17 protein-coding genes are annotated in these 22,357 nt (G+C 51.5%); 7 read left to right on the forward strand and 10 right to left on the reverse strand.

The features are described from left to right. The first annotated feature begins 97 nt into the window (after positions 1-97). Positions 98-1,459, forward strand: a complete 1,362-nt coding sequence (locus tag AC27N8_RS28485) for a cytochrome ubiquinol oxidase subunit I (protein WP_487071820.1) — start codon at positions 98-100, stop codon at positions 1,457-1,459. Between the two features lie 2 nt (positions 1,460-1,461). After that, positions 1,462-2,538 (forward strand): cytochrome d ubiquinol oxidase subunit II, encoded by a 1,077-nt coding sequence (locus AC27N8_RS28490; protein WP_487071822.1) that lies wholly within the window; start codon positions 1,462-1,464, stop codon positions 2,536-2,538. Between the two features lie 161 nt (positions 2,539-2,699). Here AC27N8_RS28490 and AC27N8_RS28495 read toward each other — a convergent pair whose 3' ends face one another. Together AC27N8_RS28495 and AC27N8_RS28500 are read right to left on the reverse strand one after the other, a co-directional pair. Continuing rightward, positions 2,700-2,927 carry a hypothetical protein gene (locus AC27N8_RS28495; RefSeq protein ID WP_487071824.1) on the reverse strand — a complete coding sequence of 76 codons (228 nt, stop codon included), beginning with the start codon at positions 2,925-2,927 and terminating at the stop codon, positions 2,700-2,702. A 302-nt stretch (positions 2,928-3,229) separates the two neighbouring features. After that, positions 3,230-3,748 (reverse strand): PRC-barrel domain-containing protein, encoded by a 519-nt coding sequence (locus AC27N8_RS28500; protein WP_487071826.1) that lies wholly within the window; start codon positions 3,746-3,748, stop codon positions 3,230-3,232. A gap of 319 nt (positions 3,749-4,067) precedes the next feature. Here AC27N8_RS28500 and menA point away from each other — a divergent pair, with 319 nt between their 5' ends. Beyond that, a complete protein-coding gene (gene menA / locus AC27N8_RS28505) occupies positions 4,068-5,009 on the forward strand; it encodes a 1,4-dihydroxy-2-naphthoate octaprenyltransferase (RefSeq protein ID WP_487071828.1) in 942 nt (313 codons plus the stop codon). On the opposite strand, the gene AC27N8_RS28510 is transcribed toward menA, so the two are convergent. Both AC27N8_RS28510 and AC27N8_RS28515 read right to left on the reverse strand, forming a co-directional pair. Further along, positions 4,997-5,275: a DUF5808 domain-containing protein gene (locus AC27N8_RS28510; protein ID WP_487071830.1), complete on the reverse strand. Its 279-nt coding sequence runs from the start codon at positions 5,273-5,275 to the stop codon at positions 4,997-4,999. The genes menA and AC27N8_RS28510 overlap by 13 nt on opposite strands. A 106-nt stretch (positions 5,276-5,381) precedes the next feature. After that, on the reverse strand, positions 5,382-6,392 hold the full coding sequence (locus tag AC27N8_RS28515) for a LacI family DNA-binding transcriptional regulator (RefSeq protein ID WP_487071832.1): 1,011 nt from the start codon (positions 6,390-6,392) through the stop codon (positions 5,382-5,384). A 548-nt stretch (positions 6,393-6,940) separates the two neighbouring features. Here AC27N8_RS28515 and AC27N8_RS28520 point away from each other — a divergent pair. Beyond that, the gene (locus AC27N8_RS28520) at positions 6,941-7,747 is read left to right on the forward strand and encodes an RIO1 family regulatory kinase/ATPase domain-containing protein (RefSeq protein WP_487071834.1); all 807 of its coding nucleotides are present in this window, start codon (positions 6,941-6,943) and stop codon (positions 7,745-7,747) included. A gap of 84 nt (positions 7,748-7,831) precedes the next feature. On the opposite strand, the gene AC27N8_RS28525 is transcribed toward AC27N8_RS28520, so the two are convergent. After that, positions 7,832-8,644 carry an APC family permease gene (locus tag AC27N8_RS28525; protein WP_487071836.1) on the reverse strand — a complete coding sequence of 271 codons (813 nt, stop codon included), beginning with the start codon at positions 8,642-8,644 and terminating at the stop codon, positions 7,832-7,834. Positions 8,645-8,930: 286 nt separating this feature from the next. Between AC27N8_RS28525 and AC27N8_RS28530 the strand changes: the two genes are divergently transcribed. The 3 genes from AC27N8_RS28530 (at position 8,931) to AC27N8_RS28540 (ending at position 13,614) form a co-directional block, all read left to right on the forward strand. Next, positions 8,931-9,983, forward strand: a complete 1,053-nt coding sequence (locus AC27N8_RS28530) for a zinc-dependent alcohol dehydrogenase (protein WP_487071838.1) — start codon at positions 8,931-8,933, stop codon at positions 9,981-9,983. Between the two features lie 219 nt (positions 9,984-10,202). Then, positions 10,203-11,951, forward strand: a complete 1,749-nt coding sequence (ptsP, locus tag AC27N8_RS28535) for a phosphoenolpyruvate--protein phosphotransferase (RefSeq protein WP_487071840.1) — start codon at positions 10,203-10,205, stop codon at positions 11,949-11,951. Between the two features lie 346 nt (positions 11,952-12,297). Beyond that, complete coding sequence (locus AC27N8_RS28540; RefSeq protein ID WP_487071842.1) at positions 12,298-13,614, forward strand: NAD(P)/FAD-dependent oxidoreductase; 1,317 nt, start codon at positions 12,298-12,300, stop codon at positions 13,612-13,614. Between the two features lie 56 nt (positions 13,615-13,670). Here AC27N8_RS28540 and AC27N8_RS28545 read toward each other — a convergent pair whose 3' ends face one another. The 5 genes from AC27N8_RS28545 to AC27N8_RS28565 are packed head-to-tail and all read right to left on the reverse strand — an operon-like array spanning position 13,671 to position 22,354. Beyond that, entirely contained in the window at positions 13,671-16,577 is a 2,907-nt protein-coding gene (locus tag AC27N8_RS28545) for a glutamine amidotransferase (RefSeq protein ID WP_487071844.1), read from the reverse strand. Further along, on the reverse strand, positions 16,564-18,633 hold the full coding sequence (locus AC27N8_RS28550) for a vWA domain-containing protein (protein ID WP_487071846.1): 2,070 nt from the start codon (positions 18,631-18,633) through the stop codon (positions 16,564-16,566). Before AC27N8_RS28550 ends, AC27N8_RS28545 begins: the two co-directional genes overlap by 14 nt. A gap of 20 nt (positions 18,634-18,653) precedes the next feature. Further along, the gene (locus AC27N8_RS28555; protein WP_487071848.1) at positions 18,654-19,550 is read right to left on the reverse strand and encodes a DUF58 domain-containing protein; all 897 of its coding nucleotides are present in this window, start codon (positions 19,548-19,550) and stop codon (positions 18,654-18,656) included. A gap of 19 nt (positions 19,551-19,569) precedes the next feature. Continuing rightward, the gene (locus AC27N8_RS28560; RefSeq protein WP_487071850.1) at positions 19,570-20,679 is read right to left on the reverse strand and encodes an AAA family ATPase; all 1,110 of its coding nucleotides are present in this window, start codon (positions 20,677-20,679) and stop codon (positions 19,570-19,572) included. A gap of 4 nt (positions 20,680-20,683) precedes the next feature. After that, positions 20,684-22,354: a hypothetical protein gene (locus AC27N8_RS28565; RefSeq protein WP_487071852.1), complete on the reverse strand. Its 1,671-nt coding sequence runs from the start codon at positions 22,352-22,354 to the stop codon at positions 20,684-20,686. Positions 22,355-22,357 lie beyond the last annotated feature (3 nt).

The following is a 22,357-nucleotide window of genomic DNA, read 5'->3' on the forward strand; positions in this document are numbered from 1 at the left end:
GTACTCTTAAAATAGAGGTATAGTAACTAACTGCCTGGAGGCAAACGTCTATCGAGGATTTCTATCTTCACATTTAGATGTAAAGGAAGCGCATAGTATGTCTGATCTTTTTGCTGCCCGTGCCCAGATGGGAACATCACTTGCATTTCATATTATCTTCTCAGCTCTGGGTGTTGGTATTCCCTTGCTCCTCTGTATTGCTGAGGGCCTGGCTCTCTATACAAAGAATCCCGTCTGGATGATGCTGACACGGCGTTGGGCACGAGCTGCTGCGATCCTCTTCGCGATCGGAGGCGTATCTGGCACCATTCTCTCCTTTGAACTGGGATTGCTCTGGCCGACCTATACGCGTTTTGCTGGTGCTGTGATCGGATTGCCGTTCCTTTTGGAGGGCTTTGCCTTTTTCGTCGAGGCCATATTCCTGGGACTCTATCTCTATGGCTGGGATCGCTTGTCGACTCGTGCTCACTGGTTCTGCTCTTTCCCGATCTGGATCAGTGGGATGGCTTCCGCCTGGTTTATTGTCAGCGCCAATTCGTGGATGAATACTCCGGCGGGCTTTGTGTTCAAAGATGGCAAAATCGTCGATATCAATCCTATCCAGGCCGTTTTCAATCCCAGCACCCCGTTTGAGACCGTCCATATGATCCTGGCTTCCTATGTGGCGACCGGCTTCGCGGTTGCGGCCGTCTATGCCTTTGCCTACCTGCGCGGCAAACGCGAGGAATATTATCGCAAAGGATTGATACTGGCTATGCTGCTGGCTGTTGTTGCCACGCCCCTCCAGCTTGTCAGCGGAGACTTCAACGCCCGCTTTCTGGCGAACTATCAGCCGGCCAAGTTTGCTGCGATGGAAGGCATCTTTCACACAGAGAGCGGAGCACCCATCTCGATCGGAGGTATCGCCGATGCTCAGACCGGTCAGGTAATCTACGCGATTGAGATCCCTAAAGCTTTGAGTATCCTGGCGTATAACAATCCGAACGCGGTCATCAAAGGGCTGGACCAGTTTCCCCGGTCGGATTGGCCTGATACCATGATTGTTCATACCTCCTTTGATGGCATGGTAGGGAGCGGGATGTTTATCCTGTTGATGGCTGTCTTGTTCTGGGGACTCTACTTTTTGAAGAAGCGCAACTTGCCCCAGAATCGTCTGCTCCTCTGGGGTCTGGTGATCTGTGGTCCATTGGGATTTCTGGCGATTATATTAGGATGGATGGTGACTGAAATCGGTCGACAGCCCTGGGTCATCTATAACTATCTGCGCACCAAAGATGCGGTGACGACAGCCCCATTTCTCAATATAAGCTTTACCATCTTTACACTTATCTATGTTCTGCTGGCGGTGGCGCTCATCTGGCTACTGCTTAAAGTAGTTCGTCGGCCGTTGCCGCAAGTGACTCTTACCGAGGATGGCTATGATGTACAGGAGCCTGAGTTAGAAAAGGTCGGTATGTAAAAATGGATGTTGCTTTAATTGCGCTGGTCGTACTCTGGTTTGCTTTGATTGTCTATGCCTCGCTTGGTGGGGCCGACTTTGGTGCAGGCGTCTGGGACCTGTTCGCGGTCGGTAGTGATGCGACGCGCCAGCGCCGCCTGATCAATCATGCACTTGGACCTGTGTGGGAAGCAAATCACGTCTGGCTGATCTTTTTGATCGTTGGATTGTTTAATGTTTTTCCCAGTGCCTTCTATGCGCTCTCAATCGCTCTGTTTTTTCCGTTTTCGATTGTCCTGATTGGTATTGTGCTCCGTGGGGCCGCCTTTGTCTATCGCTACTACGCCATCGATGAGAAGAGCATCTTTGCACGTGTCTGGAGCCGCGTCTTTAGCGCCACCAGCATCATTACTCCCTTTTTCCTGGGAGTATGTGCGGCGGCGGTGGCCAGCGGGAAGTTAATTGACTCATCAGGTATACCTGTGGCAACGAATATGGCTCCCTTTCTCTCACCTTTTGCGTTGGTCATTGGCTTGATGGCTATTACTCTCTGCGCGACGCTGGCGGCGAGCTATCTGCTGGTTGAGGCCAGCACGTCAAAAGATGATGAGGAGCTGCTTGCCACTTATCGACTCAAGGCGCTGATCGCAGGAGGCATTACGGCTGGGCTGGGGGCGTTGGGATTATTCCTCTCTATCTCGGAAGCTCCAGGTATCTGGAATGGCATGCTCACCCATGCTCTGCCGGTGGTGATTGCGACCATGCTTATCGGAGCGGCTACTGCGATTACGCTATTTGTCCGGCGCTATCGACTGGCCCGGACTTTGATGATCGCTGAGACGGCTTTTCTATTGGGATCATGGGGACTTTCCCAATATCCATATGTGATCCCGCCGCACTATACTATCGACAACTCATCTAACGCTCCTACTGTTATTGTCACCTTGCTGATTGCTATTTTGATCGGCATGCTCATTCTCATTCCTTCATTATATTATCTCTTTTCAGTCTTCAAGCTGCCATATCCCATTCCTGGCCTGCGGCGTAAAGAGCAGCAGAAGCAAACGCAGGAGCGGCGCAATGAGGAGACGATTGCGTGATACATCGCCTATAAATAGAGGGTTTACCATTGTAGGTTAAATTAAATATGTCGTGGTGGAGGTGGAAGAGTAGTTGCTGTGAGGCAAAAAATATTTGTATGCATGAAGGTACTCAATGATTATATATTGAGTACCTTCATGCATACAATCAATCAAACAGCTTAGTGGGTGCTTGGGCGAAGTATTTTATGAAATACGCCAAACAGCAGGAAGGTTGGAGGCCATTGGCCCACAAAGATGCTCCAGTCACGTTTGTTGGAAACAAACAAGATCGCGGATGCAATAATTGAAGCTAATGCTGCCCAATACCAGATCTCTTCTGGTACCTCATCGGTAATACGAAAGTATTGTTCCTGGGCACTTTGCGTTGCGTCTTTTACATCTGCCATTGAATATGTCCCTTTCTTACTAAATTTATCTCTATGCATAATGGTCTGTTGTAAACGGGTTCCTGATATAGGACGTGCTCTTTGTAAGAAGCGGGTACACTTTTTTTGTGGGATTACTTTCTTTATAATGGAGGCTTGTCTGGCTGGAGATATAGCTAATTGTAGAGTATATTTGTATTAGCTATATCCTCTTTCCTGTGCTTATTGTATATAAAATGGAATATATATCAAGCAATAGATGAGTCTGGATGTCAGCTTATCCTCTAGTGGTTCACGCTTTGAGGTTTTCAGCTGTGGATACCTTATTTCGAAAGCTCGGTAGCGATCGCATCGGGAATGACCAGCACATCTTGTCCATAGCGCATGATCTGCTGTGAATCGAAGGTGGCAAAGTGCTTGGTCAGGCGTTCACGCATGCTTCGCGAGAGCTCAAAGGCGCTGATGCTGATGGCTTGCGGGAGGGCCAGCGAAAAAATGGCATCACCGACCGTTCCTATTACGGTACCTCCCTCGCTCAGGACGCGATAGCTTAAAACGTCTTTTCCTTTCAGAGCTACGTTCAACGTTTGTTCCGCTTGCTCTTTCAGCAGTGCATCTTCAGAGGCGAAGGTCAGCGCGTCCGTGCCGATGCCGTTGAGCGATGCCAGTAGAAGAATACGATGGGCAAATAGTCCAGTTTTAATCTCAAAACCTAAAATGGCATGATTCTGGGTGTCCAGATAAAAATCTTCAACGGTACCAACTTTTTTGCCCGTGTCGATAGTCACGGCTGCTAGCCCTTTAATTTCTGACCATTTCTTGGTCACAATGGTATTCTGCATAATTGTCTTCTTCCTCTCATTGCCTTCCCGCTGCCCGGGGAATAGCTCTCTCCTTGACGACGTTATTGCTAACAGGAAGGGGAGTTCTCTTTTCATTATATGCTATCTGCCTCTGCATAAGATGGAATCTTCTGCCTCTGCTTGTAAGACGGAATACAGAGGGCATTCGGCTACGCCTCAAGAGCTTTGCGCTAAAATCGGAGAGGTTTGAGATTATGCCGGATTTTTGATATCCTTGAGGGAAGCGTGATTATAGATTTTGCGCCCTGTTGCTACTTAAATCATCAAGCCATCGGGCCTGTATACGAGAGAATTTATTATGAGAGATGCACAGACTGTCAACGAGCCATCGATTCATACGCTCAATTGGAAAGCTATCTTAAAGACGAGCCGTCCTTTTACGCTGGCGGCGGCCGTAAGCCCGGTCATTGTGGGGACCGCGCTGGCCGGTTATCAAGGAACCTTTCACTTCTGGATTTTTCTGACAACCTTTTTGTCTTGCCTCTTTTTGCAGATAGGCACCAATTACTTCAACGAATACTTTGATCATCGCTATGGCTTGGATCACGCAGGCTCGCTGGGAGCGTCAACGGTGATCTTTACACGTGAGATGACGGCTGCACAGGTGCTTGGTTGTGGCATCTTCTGCTTTGTCGTCGCCACGTTGCTTGGTATTGTGCTGATCTTTACTGTTGGACCAGAGATCATCCTCTTTGGCCTCGCAGGCGTTTTGATTGCTTACTTTTATAGCGCCAAGCCCTTCAAATTTTCCAATCGAGGCCTCGGCGATGTGATGGTCTTTCTCGCCATGGGCTTTCTGATGACCTGGGGATCATACTATGTGCAGATCCATCACTGGTCATGGAACGCCCTGGCGGCCAGCATACCTGTGGGTTTTCTCGTCACAGCCATCCTCAACATGAACAATGTGCGCGACTACCAGGATGATCTTGCCGTCAATAAAAGAACCTTGCCTGTGCGCTTTGGACTTAAATTTGGTCAACGTTTCCATGCCGGCTTATTAATCGGCAGTTATGTCATGCTCACCCTTTTTGTTGTCGTTGGACTGCTCCCCTGGCTGGCGCTGCTCACCTGGATAACTTTTCCACTGGCCTTTATCAATGTGCGTGCCGTGTTGAACGCCACCGAGCGGAAGGTCTTCATGATTGGTATCAAGAAAACCTCCATGCTCCATCTCGCCTTTGGAGTTGCTTTCGCTTGCTCCTTGCTACTCGCAACCCTCCTACGCTACCTGGGGTGAACGATGGGATAGAAATTCACTGTCCAGCCCACACCGAAGGGGCGTGGGACCAGGATCTGTGAGGTTTCGCTGTTCCAGAAAGAGCTGCGGATACTTTCTCTGGTTGGGATACGGAAGTCGTAGGGGATGCCGAATACTTTGCCTTGCCAGGTGCGTTGCTTGGGTGGCAGGCTGAGTTGTTCTCGGACGGCTATGGTGACCAATGTGGCACCACCGATTCCAATCAGGGCTCTGACCAGACGCTTGGTTGATTTTTTCTTGCTCATAATAAATTTCCTATACTTTCTCACATAAAAATAGCGTTATTGGACTATCAATGATAAATACGGAAGGGCTATCTAAAAGTTATGTATTTTTGCGTAAAGTACCGCTTTACGCCGATTCGCGCTTGATAAATTGATAGGGGATTGTGATGTGACGGCCTGGTCCGTGATAGGTGCCGCGAATACGATCGAGGAGTAATTGTCCGATCGCCTGTCCAATTTTGTAGGCGGGATTGAGGACGGTGGTCAGCGTTGGATGAATGAGGGCGGCCGCTTCTATATCATCATAGCCGATCACGGCAATATCTTTGGGGATAGAGAGCTTCTGCTCGCGGATCGCATCCATGGCGCCGATGGCGACCATATCGTTGGCACAGAAGATCGCTGTGGGACGTTGCTCTCGCTTACTTCCTGCAAAGCGCTTTAAGAGTTGTTGCGTCGCTTCCATTCCGCCACTGCGCGTGAAATCTTTTTGGGCCACAATTGACTCATCGTAGAGAATACCCGCAGCTTGTAAAGCATCTTTGTAGCCCGATTTGCGGATCTCATAGGTTGGATGTTGCTGAGAGCTCCCGATCATCCCAATGCGGCGATGGCCTTTTTTGAGCAAATACTCTATCGCGTGTTTCACTCCGCGATAGTCATCTGACGTCACCGTATCCACATGTGGCAGGCTGATACTATATTCGAGCGAAATGAGCGGTATTTTTTCGTCGATAAACTCGCGTAAAATGCTGGTGCGATCGTAGTGCGACGCCAGCACAATGCCATCCACACGTCGACTGATCGCTTCCGTTAGAAATGTGATCTCTTGCTCAAGTGCGCTCTCGGTATTGCAGATGAAGACATAATATCCTGCCTGGATGAGGAGATCCTGTAGTCCGCGAGCCAGAGTGGGATAAAACGGATTGGTGATATCAGGAATCACGAGTGCTATCGTCTGTGTCTGCTGCGCACGGAGGCTCCGCGCCAGGGCGCTCGGACGAAAGTTGAGGTCCTTGATCACCTGCGCGATGCGTGCTTGTGTCTGTGGGGCAACCGGGCGTTTGCCACTTAATGCATGAGAGACTGTTGTCTGACTGACTCCCGCTTGCCTGGCTACATCGGATATGGTTACCACTTTTAATACCATCCTGATGATCAACTTTGTAATTGTATATGGAACATAGCATAACTTTAAGCATAGATCAAGGGAATTTTGTCCATGGTTGAGCCTTCTTTGATAGAGTCTTTATTCATGAGCCGTGATTTCATGGTTGACAAGTGGTTTCATTGTCTGTTATGCTTGTAAAAGTAGAAAAAAATAATGTCTGGCCCTGAGTTATTGTGACTCACAACAGCGAAAGGAGAGTGTCTCATGCGATATATTCGTAGAGCGTCACGTCTCCGAGAGGGCCATCCGCATCTATTCAGGGGCGATCTGCACTTGTAGTGATCGCTACTGTCATCCAGTGACAGCGTCCTGATATCGGCCATCTCATGAGAAGATGGCTTTTTTCATGTCTGTGAGAAAGCCGTAAGCGTGATGCTTACGGCTTTTTTTGTTGGTTTCTGAAAATATATATGGAGGTGCTGTATGCAAACTGTTCTTATCAACCAGATTGGCGGATGTTTTGAAAGTCAATGGATCTATACATGTTATGAGAAATATAAGAGGAGTCTGAAAAATTGTCTAAGCGAAAACAGATACGTGCTATGGAAGAGCAGGAAGAGTTAGAAGCTTTACAGGCGCTGGAGCGTCCGGGATCTGATCCGGTGCGGGCGTCCCTGGATAGTTTCTTTGCTGATGCTGTGATCACAGAGATTCTCCATGTAGTTAAGAGCGGGAAAGAGGCGACGGTCTATTGTTGCCGTGCACATCCATCGCAGGGAGTGCCTTACCTGGCGGGTAAGGTGTATCGGTCGCGCAATAACCGTGGTTTTAAAAACGATGCGGTGTATCATGAAGGACGCTATATGGGCGATCAACGTACGACGCGAGCGATTAAAAACAAGTCGAACGTCGGTCGTGAGTCGCAATTTAGCCAATGGGTGGGACACGAGTTTGCTACGCTGACCATGCTCTATGAGGCGGGAGCGGCTATTCCCAGGCCGATTGCACGTAATAGCCACGCGATCATCATGGAGTATCTTGGTGATGAACAGGAGCCCGCGCCAGCTTTGCAGCATGTGGAGTTGGAGCCGGATGAGGTCTATCCCACTTTTGAACTGCTGATGGATAATATTCATCTCTGGCTGAAGCACGATATTATCCATGGGGACCTCTCGGCGTACAACATCCTGTACTGGCAGGGCAAAGCGACTATTATCGACTTTCCGCAGGCGATCGATCCACGCTTCAACTCTCATGCCCTTGAGCTGTTGACACGCGACATCGAGAACGTCTGCACCTACATGGCGCACTACGGTTTGAAACGAGATGCTCTTCAGATTGCACAGCGTCTCTGGTATCAATTTCAGAATGCTCGCTTATAGATGGCATAAGCTGCTTCCGGCGAGCTCTATCGCTGGCGGGGCATTTCCTGGTTGTCCCGCCAGTTGGCGTTCATTGTGAACACGTTACTTATGTATGATGCTCGTCTTTGACGTGTCCTGGAGGGCTGCGTTGAGGGATTGCCAATCGGTCTCGCTTTTGGCGAAGATACTGATCAAAACCGAGATAGCCAGAAAGAGAATCGTTAATCCTCCGACAAAATACCACCACTGATTGTTGGGGATCAGATTTGTCCACGAGAAGAGTAGCGTGTCGACGGTCGTGAGGATACAACTCAGCAGCCCTATGATCACGCTGGCCCAGATGATTGCCATCGGGAAGATATGCTGACTATAGAAGAAATGGGGATTTTGTAAGTAGCTGCCCATGAGGCAGATAAAGAGAAATGCTGATGAGATGGTCCAGACCAATGCTGCCGAGGCCTGGCTGATATGGTAAATTTCGACCGAGAAGTCTTTTGGGCGGTCCGCCAGGATGATAAAGGGGGCGATATTGAAGATCAAGATGGTAAAGGCAATGGCCAGGATGGTCTGCAAGACAATGGCATTCATCGGGGCGTGTTGTTTTGTATGCTTGTCGATACTTAGAGCAACTCTCTGGTCAACTTCAGAGACGAAGAGCAGCCGTGCGTAGAGGTAGGTGTAAACCAGGATTGTGGCGAGAAATGAGCACATCAGACAGATACTGGTCACGATCGCGAAATCGTCTCCCAGTATCCTATGCACCATGGTAATCAGAGCAAAAGGATCATAGGCTGTCTGCTTGCCCATCACAAGTAGAATTGCCAGCGTATTAAAGACATAGGTGAGAAAGAGGAGAATTGCTCCCCATTTCAAGTGACGCGTCACGACATAGCGCCTAGTAATTTCTCTAGCCATCTTGAGAGGACCTTCCGTTCCAAAATATGCAGATGTGACAAGACTAAACATGACAATATTTCCAGGCATGAGACTCCAAAAGCTATCAACTTCTAATCCTCCCTGACCCTCCTTCGAACACCTTATGCACTTTTATCAAAGTAAAATAATGTAATGTTCTACATCTTACTCAGTTAGCACATTAATGTCAACGCCCATATTTTGCCGTGCATGTATGGTACTATTTGATCTTCAAAGTTGTATACTATATTGATAGTTGTATCGACAAAGATGAAAGGTTTTATCGTTGAAGGCTGTTATGATTACTGAGCCGGGATGGGCTCATGTGACTGAATTGGAACGACCAACGATTCGTCCCGATGAAGTGCTGGTGCGGGCGCGTGTCGTTGGATTAAGCGAGAGCGATAGTGAGGTCTATCAAGGGAAACGTGCCAAAGAATATGTGCGTTATCCACTGATTCCCGGCCATGAGTGGGCCGGGGAGGCTGTTGTGGTTGGAGATTTTGTCCAGAACATTGTGCCGGGAACCAAAGTGGCCGTAGAAAGCATCTACTTTTGCGGTCTTTGTCGTAATTGTCGTGATGGTCAGACCAATCTCTGTGAGGCTGGCTACGATGAGATGGGTTTTACGCGGCCTGGTGGATTGGCTGAATATGTAGCTGTCCCGGCGCGTCTGTTGCACGTTTTACCCGACACTGCTTCGTTTGAGGAGGCTGCTTTATTAGGGACCGTGGCAGTTGTTGTTCATGCCTTTCAGCGTGCTCAGCCGCGTCCAGGCGACACGGTGGTGATCGTTGGTGACGGCCCGAGTAGCTTGTTGGCGGTCCAGATTGCGCGGCTATTTAGTCCCGCTATGATCATTCTGCTGGGTTTTCGTGAGGAGAGGCTCCAGTTAGCGCGTCAGTTTGGAGCAACTCATACGCTCAATATGAGTAGAGAAGACTCTCAGGAGGCTTTACATACTCTGACAGGTAATCGTGGCGCTGATCTCGTCTTTGAAGGCACTGGCCATATCCAGGCTGTTGAAGAGGCCCTTCTTGCCGCCAGGCGCGGTGGAACCATCCTCCTGAGCGGGCTTGAAGCATCGACAGCCACCTTAAGCGTCTCAAACGACGTCTTTATCCTCAAGCAACTCACCATCAAAGCCGTCTTTGGAGCCAGCTCATCGGCCTGGAGCTATGCCGTCCAGCTCTTCAGCCAGGGAACGTTGCAACTGGCCGAGCTCGTCTCGCATCGCTTCCCACTTGATGAATATCAAGAAGCTCTCGAAGCGCTCATTTTTCGTCCAAGCAAAGCCTTCAAAGTACTGATTGTGCATGAGCTGTACGTCCCATGGTAATATCTCTTAACTTATGCGATACTTAGGGATGACAAGTATTTGTTCTTGAGTCTTGATGCAGGCTTATCTATCTACATTATTTATAATGGAATGGGCCTGCTATTTTATTCGACCAAGTTGCACGGACAACTAGATAACATAATAGGTGTTTAGCCTATATGAGATGCTCCGAAGATGCAACGATTGAAACTTATTGATAGAAAAAGGATGAGATTACATATGTCTTCAAAGTTACATGGTATCGCAGTTACTGGTGGAGTGGCAATCGGCTCCTGGATTGTCTATGATCCTGCGCCTCCTATCATCGCCAGGACATCGATTGAGGCGGACGCTGTCGCGCATGAGAAGGAGCGCTTTCAGCAGGCGGTGCAGGGATCGATCGCCGAGGTGACACTACTGCGAGATCAGGTATTGGCACGTCTGGGGGAGGAAGAGGCGGCCATCTTTGATGCTCACTTGCTGATGATTGAAGATGAGTCTCTTCAGGATGGTGTTTATCAGCGTCTTGAGGGTGAGCACATGAACGTGGAGCGGGCGGTCTGGGAGGCTTCTGAGGAGATTGCTCAGATTTTTACGGCGATGGACGATGCTTATTTTCGAGCCCGTGCTGCTGATGTCTATGATATTCGTTTGCGTATAGTCAATCATCTGCAAGGACGCCCGACGGCTCAGTTACGTTATCTTGACCAGCCAGCCATCGTCATGGCGCGAGATCTGCTGCCATCCGACACGGCGGGACTTGATCCAGCGCTGGTACTGGGACTGGCCACCGAACAGGGAGGACCGACCTCCCATACAGCCATTCTATCGAGGCAGATGGGCATCCCGGCGATCGTAGGGATCAAGGGACTGATCGAAAAGATTGCCACACTTCCATCCGATGCCAGTCAGAGCACAATGGTGCTGGATGCCAGTAGTGGGGATGTCGTATTCAATCCCGATGCCGAGACGCTTCAGCATTATCGAAGCGCCTCGGAGACATATCAACAGCAACAACAACAGCTACAAAGCTTGCGGACACTCTCCGCGACAACCACTGACGGCACAACCATCGACGTCGCAGCGAACATCGGGCGCTCTCGTGATGCCCAACCTGCGCTTGAGGCTGGTGCGAATGGCGTCGGATTATTTCGGACCGAATTTCTCTTTTTAGATCGGGCAACTGCGCCGTCCGAGGAGGAGCAGGTAGCATCCTACACCGAAGTCCTGCGGACCTTTGCGGGCAAAGCTGTCATCGTGCGTACTTTGGATATTGGTGGAGATAAAAGCGTCCCCTATTTAGACCTACCAAAGGAAGATAATCCCTTTCTCGGCGTGCGTGGTATTCGACTCTGCCTGGCTCCGGAGTATCAGCACCTCTTTCGTACCCAGATACGAGCTCTGTTGCTCGCCGCCCAGACAAATCTGGCCTCCCTGTGGATCATGTTTCCCATGATCTGTGACCTGCGCGAACTGCGACAGGCTAAAGCCTTCATTGCCGAAACAGAAGCTCAACTATTACAAGAAGGCAAATTACAACAATCCGTGCAAGGGCTCTTACGCCTGGGCATCATGATTGAGACCCCTGCCTCTGTCTGGCTGATCGATCAACTGGCCACGGAAGCCGATTTCTTCAGCATCGGTACCAACGATCTGGCACAATACACCCTCGCCAGCGATCGTATGAATGCTCAACTGACCGAACTACATCGTCCCTTTCATCCTGCTGTCATGAGAACCATTGCTCATATCGTACGCACCGCGCATAAATATCAACGTTGGGTCGGTATGTGCGGCGAAATGGCCGGCAACCCACGTGCCAGCGCATTTCTGCTGGGACTTGGCATCGATGAACTGAGTATGGAAGCTGGCTCGCTTAATGCCGTCAAGCAGATCATTCGTAACACTACCACGGCACAAGCGCAAGAAATTGTCGAGCGCGTCCTGGCTGCCGACAGTTCGGCTCAGATAGAGACCTTGCTGGCGTAGCTAAAGCTGGGATCTTTGCCAGGCGGGATTGGTGAACTTGGTATCGTCGGACTAAAAGATCGCCATATCAATAGATATATCCAGCATGCATCAAGTATACAGAACTTAAAGCGCTTTAAGTCTAGCGTGATTTTGCTTGTTTTTGAGAAGGCATGTACCTTCTCTGCATGAATGTAGGGAGGTACGGTCTTCTTTGATAAGACGATACATAGACGATCCCAAACGATCTTTAAGCATATGTCTATTACCTTTTATACTATTAACATAGGATTTCTCTCACTGTTAAGAGAGAGGCGAGAAAAGAAAAATATATATCATGATAAAAAATTTTGGAGAATAACTATTTATGCTCAACAGAAGTCTTTTCTTTCCTCGAGAAAAAGAGACCTGTGCTCTCGTGATCGGGGGAAGCATCGCAGGATTGCTTGCCGCTCGTATACTTTCTGAGTATTATGATCAAGTTCAGGTAGTTGAAAGAGATATATTGCCAGCACCCCTGGAGTATCGTATAGGTACTCTACAGGCGTTCCATTTGCATCGCTTGATGAGTCGTGCTCTCGCGGGCATGGAACACTTTTTCCCCAATATTAAGCATGAATTATTAAATCACGGAGCTATCTCAACCTTTCAAAGAAATATACATGTTGTAAACCAATTTGGACAATTTGATATCCGCCATCCCAGAAGAGAAGTATCATGTAGCCGCTCCCTGCTGGAATGGACGATGCGTCAGTATGTGCAGGCGCTTCCCAATGTCCTGTTTATTACCGGCCTGGAGGTGACCGGCTTGCAGATGCAGGTATATCTGGGGCAAAAGTGTGTCACAGGGGTCCATGCCAAAAAGTATGGTGATAAAGAGCAAACGGCAACGCTCACAGCCGATCTGGTTGTTGATGCCACTGGCTGTGGCACGAAGCTCACAAAATGGCTCCAGGCACTGGATTATGAAGTGCCAGCACCGGAGCGTCTCAAGACGAATCTGGACTATAGCACATGTCATTATCAGATTGCTGAATGCGTGCGTCAGCGCTTTGATCAAATGGAGCATTGGCCGGCGGGTCTGTTAGTGATGGGCGATGCCCTTTGTAACCTGGACCCTATCTATGGTCATGGCATGACGGTTGCTACCTTAGAGGCGGAAATCCTGGAGTGTTGTTTTAAGGAGCAACTAAATAATCCATGTTTTGATTTCGAGCATCGTGTACTCGCCTCTTTTCAGGTAGCGGTTGAGCCGGCGTGGTGGCTTGATGCGCTCCTTGATCAACGCTGGGCGGGAGCTACCTATAACGAGCAGGAACCATCCCCACAGACCAGATTGCTTCAACGCTATCTCGATTTGTATCTGCAAGAGGCGACCAGACGCATGGAAAAGCAGGCCCTTCGTGGCAGTGTTGGAGCCTCATCTGTACTGGATCCTTTTTCTCCTCAGCCGGCGTATGCTACGTATGCCTTGGTCACCGAATTGACACTATCTCCCAGGATCATTTTCAATGCCACTACCTATCATTTACTGCTGGAGATTGAAGCCATGCAGGCAGGACCACGCCGCTTACAAGCGTTGACAGACGAATATCATCTACCGCTTGACGTGATCCTTGATCAGCTTCTTCCGGCGTTTTCTCTACCTTTCTTAAGTCCTCTGGCTGAACCAGTATTCAATTAGCGATATTGCTCTCTGCTATTGCCGTGTGTTGGTATCCAGGGTGATCAGTACAAAAATCATTTTGTCTCTTGTGCTCTTTGACGCTTTGCCTTGATGAGTTGAGCTGTCGTCGATACCTCTGTTGCACCTGCCGCCGATTCTGAGCGGGCAGAAGATTGAGTTGGTCCTGTAGCTGGGAGTGGTCGCGTTTCTGTTACTTGTGTGGCAGATCTCTGCATTGTTTTCTCTGCCGCTGCTGCTTTTGTGACGCGTCTGGGATGTTGAGTAAGCGACTCTTCCATTTGACGTTTCTTTTCTGTGCGTTGTGCGCGTATGGTCTGGAGAGGAGCAATATCCGTATGTGATCCTGGGGTAGCGGAGGTAGCCAATTGCCTTGTGCTCGACCTGCTGAGTTGCTGCACCAGCCATTTGTACGCGACCACGAAGAAGTCTAGATTGGCCAGTCGGCGGGCAGCGATATCGATGGGAAGTAGCAGCGCCGCCAGGATCAGGAGCCAGAAGACAATGGGAATGGAGGCGCTGGTCGGGATGAGCTTTTGGCTGAAGGCTGTCGTGACGTTATTTGGATCGAGCAGGATACCGCCTCCGGCCTGGGCTAACAATGTGAGGAAGCGCGTATCGACTCCCTGAGTATGATATTCAGGCGAATAAGGCACAACCAGGCCCGTAGTGGCGGTGAGCAGGCTTTCCTTTTTATTTGCTCCTTGCCAGGTGACTTGCACCAGATATGCTCCCACCTGCGAGGCTGGAAAGTCTCCCTGCCAGCGTTCGGGCGCTGTTGGCTGGAGGCTGATGGTGGATTGCGAAAGGTCCGGGGCGATGATATGTACCTGTACCTGTTGTTGTCCACCTTCGGCGGTCGTGTTGGCTGGAAGGTCGACCGTTAGCTGTCCGGTACCATTTGTCACGCTTCCATTGATATTCATACCGCCATCGGTCGCAGCAGGCAGCGTCCAGGTGACCAGATTGGCCCACCAGCGAGGAGCATCATTCCAGGACAACCAATTTTTGGTCCATAGACCCAGGGCATCGCTGGTCCAGGCGGCCACGCGTCCCAGCCCATACTGCCACACCGCCAGGACGGGATCGTCAAGTTGGCTGATCAGTACCTGTTGTGCGGCAGGCTTGGGCGTCGTGGCGACATAGCCTCCGAGCGAGGGAAGGCCGTCCAGACCTGTAAGTATCGGATGATTTGTGACGATAGCCGGATTGAATGTTTCGTTGATCAGAGAGCGTCTGGAGGCTCTCTGGGTCTCTTTGAGCAGGATCTGTGGGATGACTGCTGGATTATCGGCACGATAGAAGCGTCCTTTGCCCCATTGAGCAATATTCTGCATCGTGGCCAGATCTTGATTGCTTAACGCATTCGTCTCGACGGTTGAGATGGTAATGCTCTCACCTGCCAGCCTGGTAGCGATGGGAGCATAGTTGTCGTAGGCATCTCCATCGCCGAGTAAGATGATGTGCTTGATTTGCGCGTTCGTGTGCAGCAATTGCTGTTCGGCGTTGGCCAGATCGGGGATGTAGCTGGGTGGATCTGTCGGATTCATGGCGTCTATCGCCTGATCGATGGCGTTTTTGTTGGTGACATGCTGCATGGGGATACTGAGTGTGCCGTATCCCGATGAGATGCCCACCTGATCCTGAGGAGTCAGCAGACCGATCACTTCCTTGCTTGCTTCTTTGGATACGTTGATCTGGACCTGTGACTCCAGACTTTCAACGATCAGCACCACTGCAATACTGGGAGTATCTTTATGCTGCGGAATCTTCATACTGACTGGTAGTGTCTCCTCCAGAGGAGTATCTGTGTAGCCTCCCACTCCATAGCTATTCTGTCCGCCGCTCACGACCAGACCGTGACCAAGATCGCGCACAAATGATTGGAGTATCTGCATGCGTGTATTGCCTAGCTCAATGGCCGGGACATCGGCCAATACCACGCTACTATAAGGCAGAAGCCCATCGAGCGTCTCCGGGACGTCGCTCGGCGTGCCGACTGTGACGTTGATGTTTGTGGCCTGAAGCGCTGCCGCGATATTCTTTCCGTTGCCTGGTTGTCCCTCGATGACCAGCACGCGGGGAGGCCCCTGCACGTTGACAAAGGCGGCTGCCTCGTCATTCTGGGTGATGGAATCCTTAGGAGCATCGAGCGTGATGCGGAAAGTATGGAAACCAGCACTGGGAGCAGGAATGTTATAGCTCAGCTCTTGCTCGCCCGGCGCTAGCGAGACTTTTTGTTGCAGGATAATGGTGGTATCCAGATAAACGCGCACGGTAGTGCTCTGTGCGACGGTGCTATAAATTTTTGTCTGTAGCGTAAAATGCTCGCCTGTATGGATATTTGTAGGAGCATTGAGGCTATCGACGCGGGCGTCATCGCCGCTGATGGCTGGAAGCGGCACGATATCCAGGCGGATGCCTTCTTGCTGGAGCAGTTGTGCTTCCTGAAGCGCATCTTCGATATTCTGCTGACCGTCGGTGAGCAAGATAATATGGCGCTGGCTGTCGGTGGGCAGGATGGCTGAGGCCAAGCGCAATCCTGCGGCGAGATCGGTATAGTTGGTGTCGGGAGTGGATTCAAAGTGTGAGAAGTCGGTGATCTGTGTCTGGACCGATTGTTCAACGAGTGCGTTATGTCCGGTCGCGACGATGCCGATCTGATCATCGGGACGTTTATGCTGGATTGCTGCACGTATCCATTGCTCGATAAAGCTGCGCTGTGGACCTGTACTGGCGGAGATGTCACCCACAAAGACGGTCGCTTGTCGTGAGACAGGCATCGCCCAGGCTGCCCCCGACAGCGCGAGGATGATCGCGCTGAAGAGCATAAGACGGCAGCCTAAGATGAGCCAGCGCTGCTTTTTGGAGTAGGGGAGTGACATGCGTTTCCATGTCAGATAGACCAGCAAAGCAATTGGCAGTAAGAATAACAGTAGCAGTGGTTGCTCAAATGTTAACACGGCGTCGTCCCTTCGCTTGTTTCTTTAATGTTGTGCGTACGCGTTTTTGCAACCTCCTGCTACGCTTCCGTGCCTGATCCCATCCATCAAGCCATTGATCTTGCCAGCGGGCGAGCAGAGGATATGCGTCGATCGCTCTCCGCCGTGCTTTACCGCGCTGCGTTGTCTGTGGCTTCTCGCTGCTGTGCTGACTGGCCGTGCTTTGTGCGCGATAGTTGCGGCTAAAGAGCCACCATTCGGCGCACAGGATGAGAATGAGTAATGCTGCGATCCAGGGCCATATTTCACGTAACTGGCGCGAGACAATATTCTTATTGGCCGTCACGGTTGTGCTGTTCGTGACAGGAAGCGTGTGTGCTGGCGCGAGATTTGATTGATCGGGATTAAACAAGTTGACGGTAAATGCTCCTCTGAGAACCTGCCCGTGTACGCGCTGATTGACTTGATAGATGCCGACAGTGTTTGTATTGGCATCGGGCATGACTGGAAAAGGTGGTCCCACCTTTGTGGTTTGTTGATCAGGTCCGGTGATCGTCACCTGATCCGCGCCGGGCCATGTCTGAAGCGTGACCGGCGCGCCAGGGATAACCTGTCCATCGCCTGCCACGGGAGCCGGTAGGAACCAGTTCATCATGTTCGTGATCAGGATGGGAAATGCGGGCTGGAGTGGGAGATCTGTCTCATGCATATCAAAGCCAAAGGCGGCGACGCGGCGATTGTCAACCTCTCCCGCTATGAGCAGCGGCGTCTCAGGCGTATTGATGATCGTCTGTGCCCACAGCGCTGGCTTGAGTTGATGGCTAGAGCGCATCGTATGAATACTACTGAGATCGATATTGCTGAGCAAGTTCTGCTTGTCGTCCCCCGAGCTGATGTGCGAGACGGCGATAAGTGGTCCCGCTGTGCCAAAGATGTATTGATGATCTGGCGGATTGATAAAGAGTAAGTTTCCTGTCGGGAGCGTGGGCGGATTATAGCCATCAAAGATGGTGAGATCGTAGCTGCCGACGCTATGTGGATATTTATCGGGCGTGATCGTGAACAATGTGATGTTGGATTGCAGTCCCAGAGCGGTCTCCAGATACGTATTGCCCTTAGTGACCAGCAATACGCGTCCCGGGAGTGCATTGCTGACCAGGGACCAGGCGTCGTGATCGGATGTCATGGCATCCTGTGAGAGCAGGCGAGCATGGAGTGTCGTCGTCTGAGCTGGTAGTGGTCCCCATTGTATGGTGCCGCTGGCTCGGGCATTCAATGTGACGGTTTTGACGCCAAAGAGCTTTCCATTCGTATAGAGCTCCACGGGCAGTGAACGCTGAGCAGGGCTGTAATTTGTGACTTGAGCGAACGCGGTCAATTTTCCCTCGACCGAGCGTGAAGAGAGAGCCATTAAGGCGACATTGGGCGTATCAGTACCGATCGACATATAGCGCACCGGGAATGGCGTATCGAGCGTCTGGCTACCATTGAGTACATGACCATCGCCGATCACCAGCACCTGAGCATTCTCCTGCCCCGCCACCAGCGAGCCCGCGAGCGAGAGAGCTTGCTCTAAGTCGGCATCTTGATTTGTCACGCGAGCACGCTGTAGAGCTTGCGTAAGCAGTCCCTTATCCTGCGAACCGGCGATTAAGACCTGTGGCGTGCGAGCCATCAGGATGAGCGAGAGATGATCGGCTGGACCGAGTGTATCGATGTAGTTGCTGATCGTCTCTTTGGCCTGCTCGAAGCGATTAGGGGCGACGTCGGTGGCCTGCATGCTAGCCGAGGCTTGCAGGATAACGATAGTGTTTCCGCTGATGGGGCTGTTCATGAAGATCGCTGGACGGATCAATATCAGCACGATGATGATCGCTGCCAGCAACTGGAGCAGGAGCAGCGGCGTGATGCGCAGTCGTTGCCAGGGCCGACTCGCCTGGAGATCCTGCATCGCCTGCCGCCATAAGAGTGTGCTGCCCACAGTCCGCTCTTGACGCTTGGGACGCATGAAGTAGAGCAGCAGAATGATTGGTATAATCACAGCGAAGGCGAGTGCGGCCGGAACAAGTATACTCATAAATAGGTTATCCTCATAGACTACCGCACCAATTCTACTTGCCGTAACAAGCGTTGAACGACATCCACAATATCGGTATCGCTGGCAATCAACGTATAACTCCCCATCGCATTGTGCGCTACCTTTGCCAGCTCCTCGGTGAAGAGCGCCAGCCGCTCGCGATAATTCTGAAGGATATGCGACGATGAGCTAACCTCAACGCTGGCGCTCCCTTCGCTATCGCGTAAGCGCCAGTCGCCCTGAATCTGCGGATCGATTTCGTCAGGAGCCAGGATCTGAAGCAGAGCTACCTCCTGGCGCAACTGACGCACCGCTCGCACGCCTGTCTGATATCCCTGCGGAGCCATAAAGTCGGAGATGACGATGGTGAGTCCGGGAGCGCTGACTGCACGTCCAATATCGTAGAGCGCTCGATTTAGATCCGTATTGCCAGTCTGAGGCAGGCGTTGCAGAAATTCTCCCACCTGCCAGATCGCGTTTTTTCCCCCACTGATGCGTCGATAGTTGACCAGGCGATCGGTGAGTGCTCCCAGGATGACACTGTCCTCGCACTTGAGCGCGATGTAGGAGAGCGCTGCCGCGATTGCTATTGCTAGCTGTGCCTTGGTCGGCGAGCCATAGTGCATCGATTCCGAGCAATCGAGGAGGATAGTGACGGCGATATTCTCTTCAGCCTCGAAGACACGTAAAAAGAGTCGCTCTAAACGTGCGTAGGCGCGCCAGTCGATGCGTCGAAAATCGTCGCCGGGTGTATAGCGTCGATAGTCGGCGAATTCCAGCGACGAGCCTGCCAGCGGAGAGCGACGACGTCCCGGCCGACCAGTCGCCATTGGATGGCGGGTGAGCAAGGCGATATTATCCAGACGCTGCAAGACGCTTGCGTCCAGTGGAAAGCGTGCTTTTTCGCTATCAGACATAGGGATTCTTTCTCATTTGCTAGTCCTCATCGATCTCAGCGATAATCGTCTCGATCAGCTGTTCTGTCGAGATATTATCGGCGAGTCCATCGAAGTTCAGCACAATCCTGTGGCGCAGCGCCGGATAGGCGACCGCTTTAATATCCTCGATCGAGACGTTGTAACGCCCTTCGAGGAGTGCACGTACTTTCCCAGTCATGATCAGCGTTTGCAGGCCGCGTGGACTGCCTCCATAGCGCACATACTGGCGCACTTTCTCGGGAGCGGCGGGCTGATCGGGATGCGTGGCGAGCAGCATACGGACGGCGTATTCTTTGACGTGTGTGGAGATAGGGACCGCTCGTGCTGTCGTGATCATCTGTGCCAGTTGATCGCCGCTGGCTACCGTCCTGGCTCGAGCTACCTGTGTGCCGAGCGTGCTCTCAATGATCTGCATCAGATCGTCTGCTTTGGGAAAAGGCACAATGATCTTGAACATAAAGCGATCGAGTTGAGCCTCGGGCAACGTATAGGTGCCTTCCATCTCCAAGGGATTTTGTGTGGCTAGCACAAAGAACGGCTGTGGTAACGGTCTGGTGCGATCGCCGACGCTCACCGTACGTTCCTGCATCCCTTCGAGGAGCGCGGATTGGGTTTTGGGGGTGGCACGATTAATCTCGTCGGCGAGCACGATATTGGCGAAGATTGGTCCAGGCTGAAAGGTAAAGGCGCGTTTGCCACCGGTCGAGCCTGGATCGTTTTGTTCAGAGACAATATTTGTACCAACGATGTCGGCGGGCATCAGGTCGGGTGTGAACTGGATACGGGCGAATTTGAGCGAGAGCGCGTCGGAGAGCGTGCGCACAAGCAATGTTTTACCCAATCCAGGTACGCCTTCTAGCAAGACATGTCCACCGGCCAGCATCGCGAGGAGAAGCTCATGAACTACTGTCTCCTGCCCCACGATAATGCGCCGTAGCTCCTGCTCTAAGAGTTGCGTGGTCTCAATAAACTGTGTTATATCCTGTTCACTCGGCTCTGCACCAGCTTGTGATGTGGATGTCCCGGTATCCTCGTCCGCTGTATGAGCAGCTTCCGCGTCGGCAGGGAGCTGTGAGGGTTGCGCTGTATGATCGTTTGACGCTGTCATAAAATTATTTTTGTCCTTCTAGATTATTAAAGTAGTTGTGAACTAAATCTTTTACATCGGGTGAAACATCGCTGCTATCAATCGAATCGTGGGCTTGCTGGTTGTATTGCTGAATGACTTGCGAGTATGGGACATCTGATCCCGGTTGGATAGCTCCAGGGTTGTTGTCTGTGCCTTGTGTGCTCGATCCGCTAGTTTTTTGACCACCGACATAGACTGGCTCATCTTTATGGGTGCCCGTGCCTTTCGAGTTCCCTGTTCCACCAGTGCCCCCTTGACCTTGTCCACTTTGCCCCTGCCCCTGTCCCTGCCCTTGTCCTTGTCCCTGACCAGATTGCTGCCCCTGACCCTGTCCTTGACCAGATTGCTGCCCCTGGCCCTGTCCTTGTTGCTGCCCAGATTGTTGTCCCTGACCTTGTCCTTGCTGCTGCCCAGATTGTTGCCCTTGTTGGTTTGATTGTTGACCTTGACCCTGCTGTTGCGCCGTTGAGTTATCTGTCGAGTTGGCAAGATTGTTCGCCGCTGCCTCGACACCTTGCGCTGCTTGATTGATGGCCTGCTCATTCGCTTGCTCTGTGGCGGCCTGACTATTGGCCGCTTCGACCGCTTTAGCAGCATCTGAGATCTCGCTTGCATTGCCATCTGTCAGCGATTTTGCCAATTGATGCAGTGCGGCGCTCTGTTGAGGGTCCTTGCCGGCCTGATTGGCAGCTTTTTCAATATCCTGTGCCATCTGCTTGCGCTGTGCTGGCGAGGCCGTACTGGCTTGCTTTTGCAGATCCTGAAGTGCCTGAGCCAGACTTTTACTGTCGCCATTGCTGATAGCCTGTCCAGCGCCTTTGATGCTTGAGTTGCTACTGTTTTGCAAGGCTGAGCCGGCGGCGGTGCGTGCCTGATTCTTGTTGGTGGCCTGGGGATCATGAATCTGATTGAGCTTGCTCTGCGCATCTGAGAGCGCTTGCTGTGCTGCGGTCGCATTATTGGCTTGTTGGAGCTGTTTTTCGAGGTTCTGTAAAATCTGATCAATTTTCTTTTTTTCGGCCGGCGTGCTGGTTGGATCATGGGCGGTCGCCTGTTGTATTTTCTCGATCGCGCTGATCTGCTTGGCTATCTGTGCCTGGAATGCCGCTTGCTGCTTGAGAATGGTGTCCATGGGATTCGGCACATAGATCAAGGTGGCCAGGATGAGGAGCAGCAGGACGATTGTGATGCTGGTGGCTCTACCTGGACGTAGTGAAATGCTGCCGGCCGGTGTATGTGCATGCAATTGTTTGAGAGCATCTTGCCTCTGTAAGCGTGGCAGTACCGACTCCTCTGCGCGCAGCTCCCAGGCGGTACCGACACGGTCGTGGAGTGCCAGACGTTCGTCAACGTCGTGAGCGGTTGTGCTCAAGGAGGGCCGTAACCAGAGCGCCAGTGCCAGCGCCAGGATAGGACATAGCACGCCACAGCCGATGGCCCACAAGGATGCGCTGGCCCACGGAATTAAACGCGAGATTACCAGGATCAGGCAAGCCAGCAGTCCTCCTGGTATTAATGCTGCGACAGCCCACAAGATTATCTGCTGCATCCAGAGTCGCCCGCGCCAGGGGCGCAGTGCAGCCGTAAGTTTGCTTCCACTTGAGGACGCCAGCCTGTCCGTGGGTATCTGCTGCGATGGCATTAACGTTGCCATACC

The organism is Dictyobacter sp. Z7_2 (genome assembly GCF_057551105.1).

Bases quoted from the DNA above. Each gene is read 5' to 3' on its own strand.
- AC27N8_RS28485 (WP_487071820.1), top strand. From the start codon at position 98: ATGTCTGATCTTTTTGCTGCCCGTGCCCAGATGGGAACATCACTTGCA.
- AC27N8_RS28490 (WP_487071822.1), top strand. From the start codon at position 1,462: ATGGATGTTGCTTTAATTGCGCTGGTCGTACTCTGGTTTGCTTTGATT.
- AC27N8_RS28495 (WP_487071824.1), bottom strand. From the start codon at position 2,927: ATGGCAGATGTAAAAGACGCAACGCAAAGTGCCCAGGAACAATACTTT.
- AC27N8_RS28500 (WP_487071826.1), bottom strand. From the start codon at position 3,748: ATGCAGAATACCATTGTGACCAAGAAATGGTCAGAAATTAAAGGGCTA.
- menA (WP_487071828.1), top strand. From the start codon at position 4,068: ATGAGAGATGCACAGACTGTCAACGAGCCATCGATTCATACGCTCAAT.
- AC27N8_RS28510 (WP_487071830.1), bottom strand. From the start codon at position 5,275: ATGAGCAAGAAAAAATCAACCAAGCGTCTGGTCAGAGCCCTGATTGGA.
- AC27N8_RS28525 (WP_487071836.1), bottom strand. From the start codon at position 8,644: ATGGCTAGAGAAATTACTAGGCGCTATGTCGTGACGCGTCACTTGAAA.
- ptsP (WP_487071840.1), top strand. From the start codon at position 10,203: ATGTCTTCAAAGTTACATGGTATCGCAGTTACTGGTGGAGTGGCAATC.
- AC27N8_RS28540 (WP_487071842.1), top strand. From the start codon at position 12,298: ATGCTCAACAGAAGTCTTTTCTTTCCTCGAGAAAAAGAGACCTGTGCT.
- AC27N8_RS28550 (WP_487071846.1), bottom strand. From the start codon at position 18,633: ATGAGTATACTTGTTCCGGCCGCACTCGCCTTCGCTGTGATTATACCA.
- AC27N8_RS28555 (WP_487071848.1), bottom strand. From the start codon at position 19,550: ATGTCTGATAGCGAAAAAGCACGCTTTCCACTGGACGCAAGCGTCTTG.
- AC27N8_RS28560 (WP_487071850.1), bottom strand. From the start codon at position 20,679: ATGACAGCGTCAAACGATCATACAGCGCAACCCTCACAGCTCCCTGCC.
- AC27N8_RS28565 (WP_487071852.1), bottom strand. From the start codon at position 22,354: ATGGCAACGTTAATGCCATCGCAGCAGATACCCACGGACAGGCTGGCG.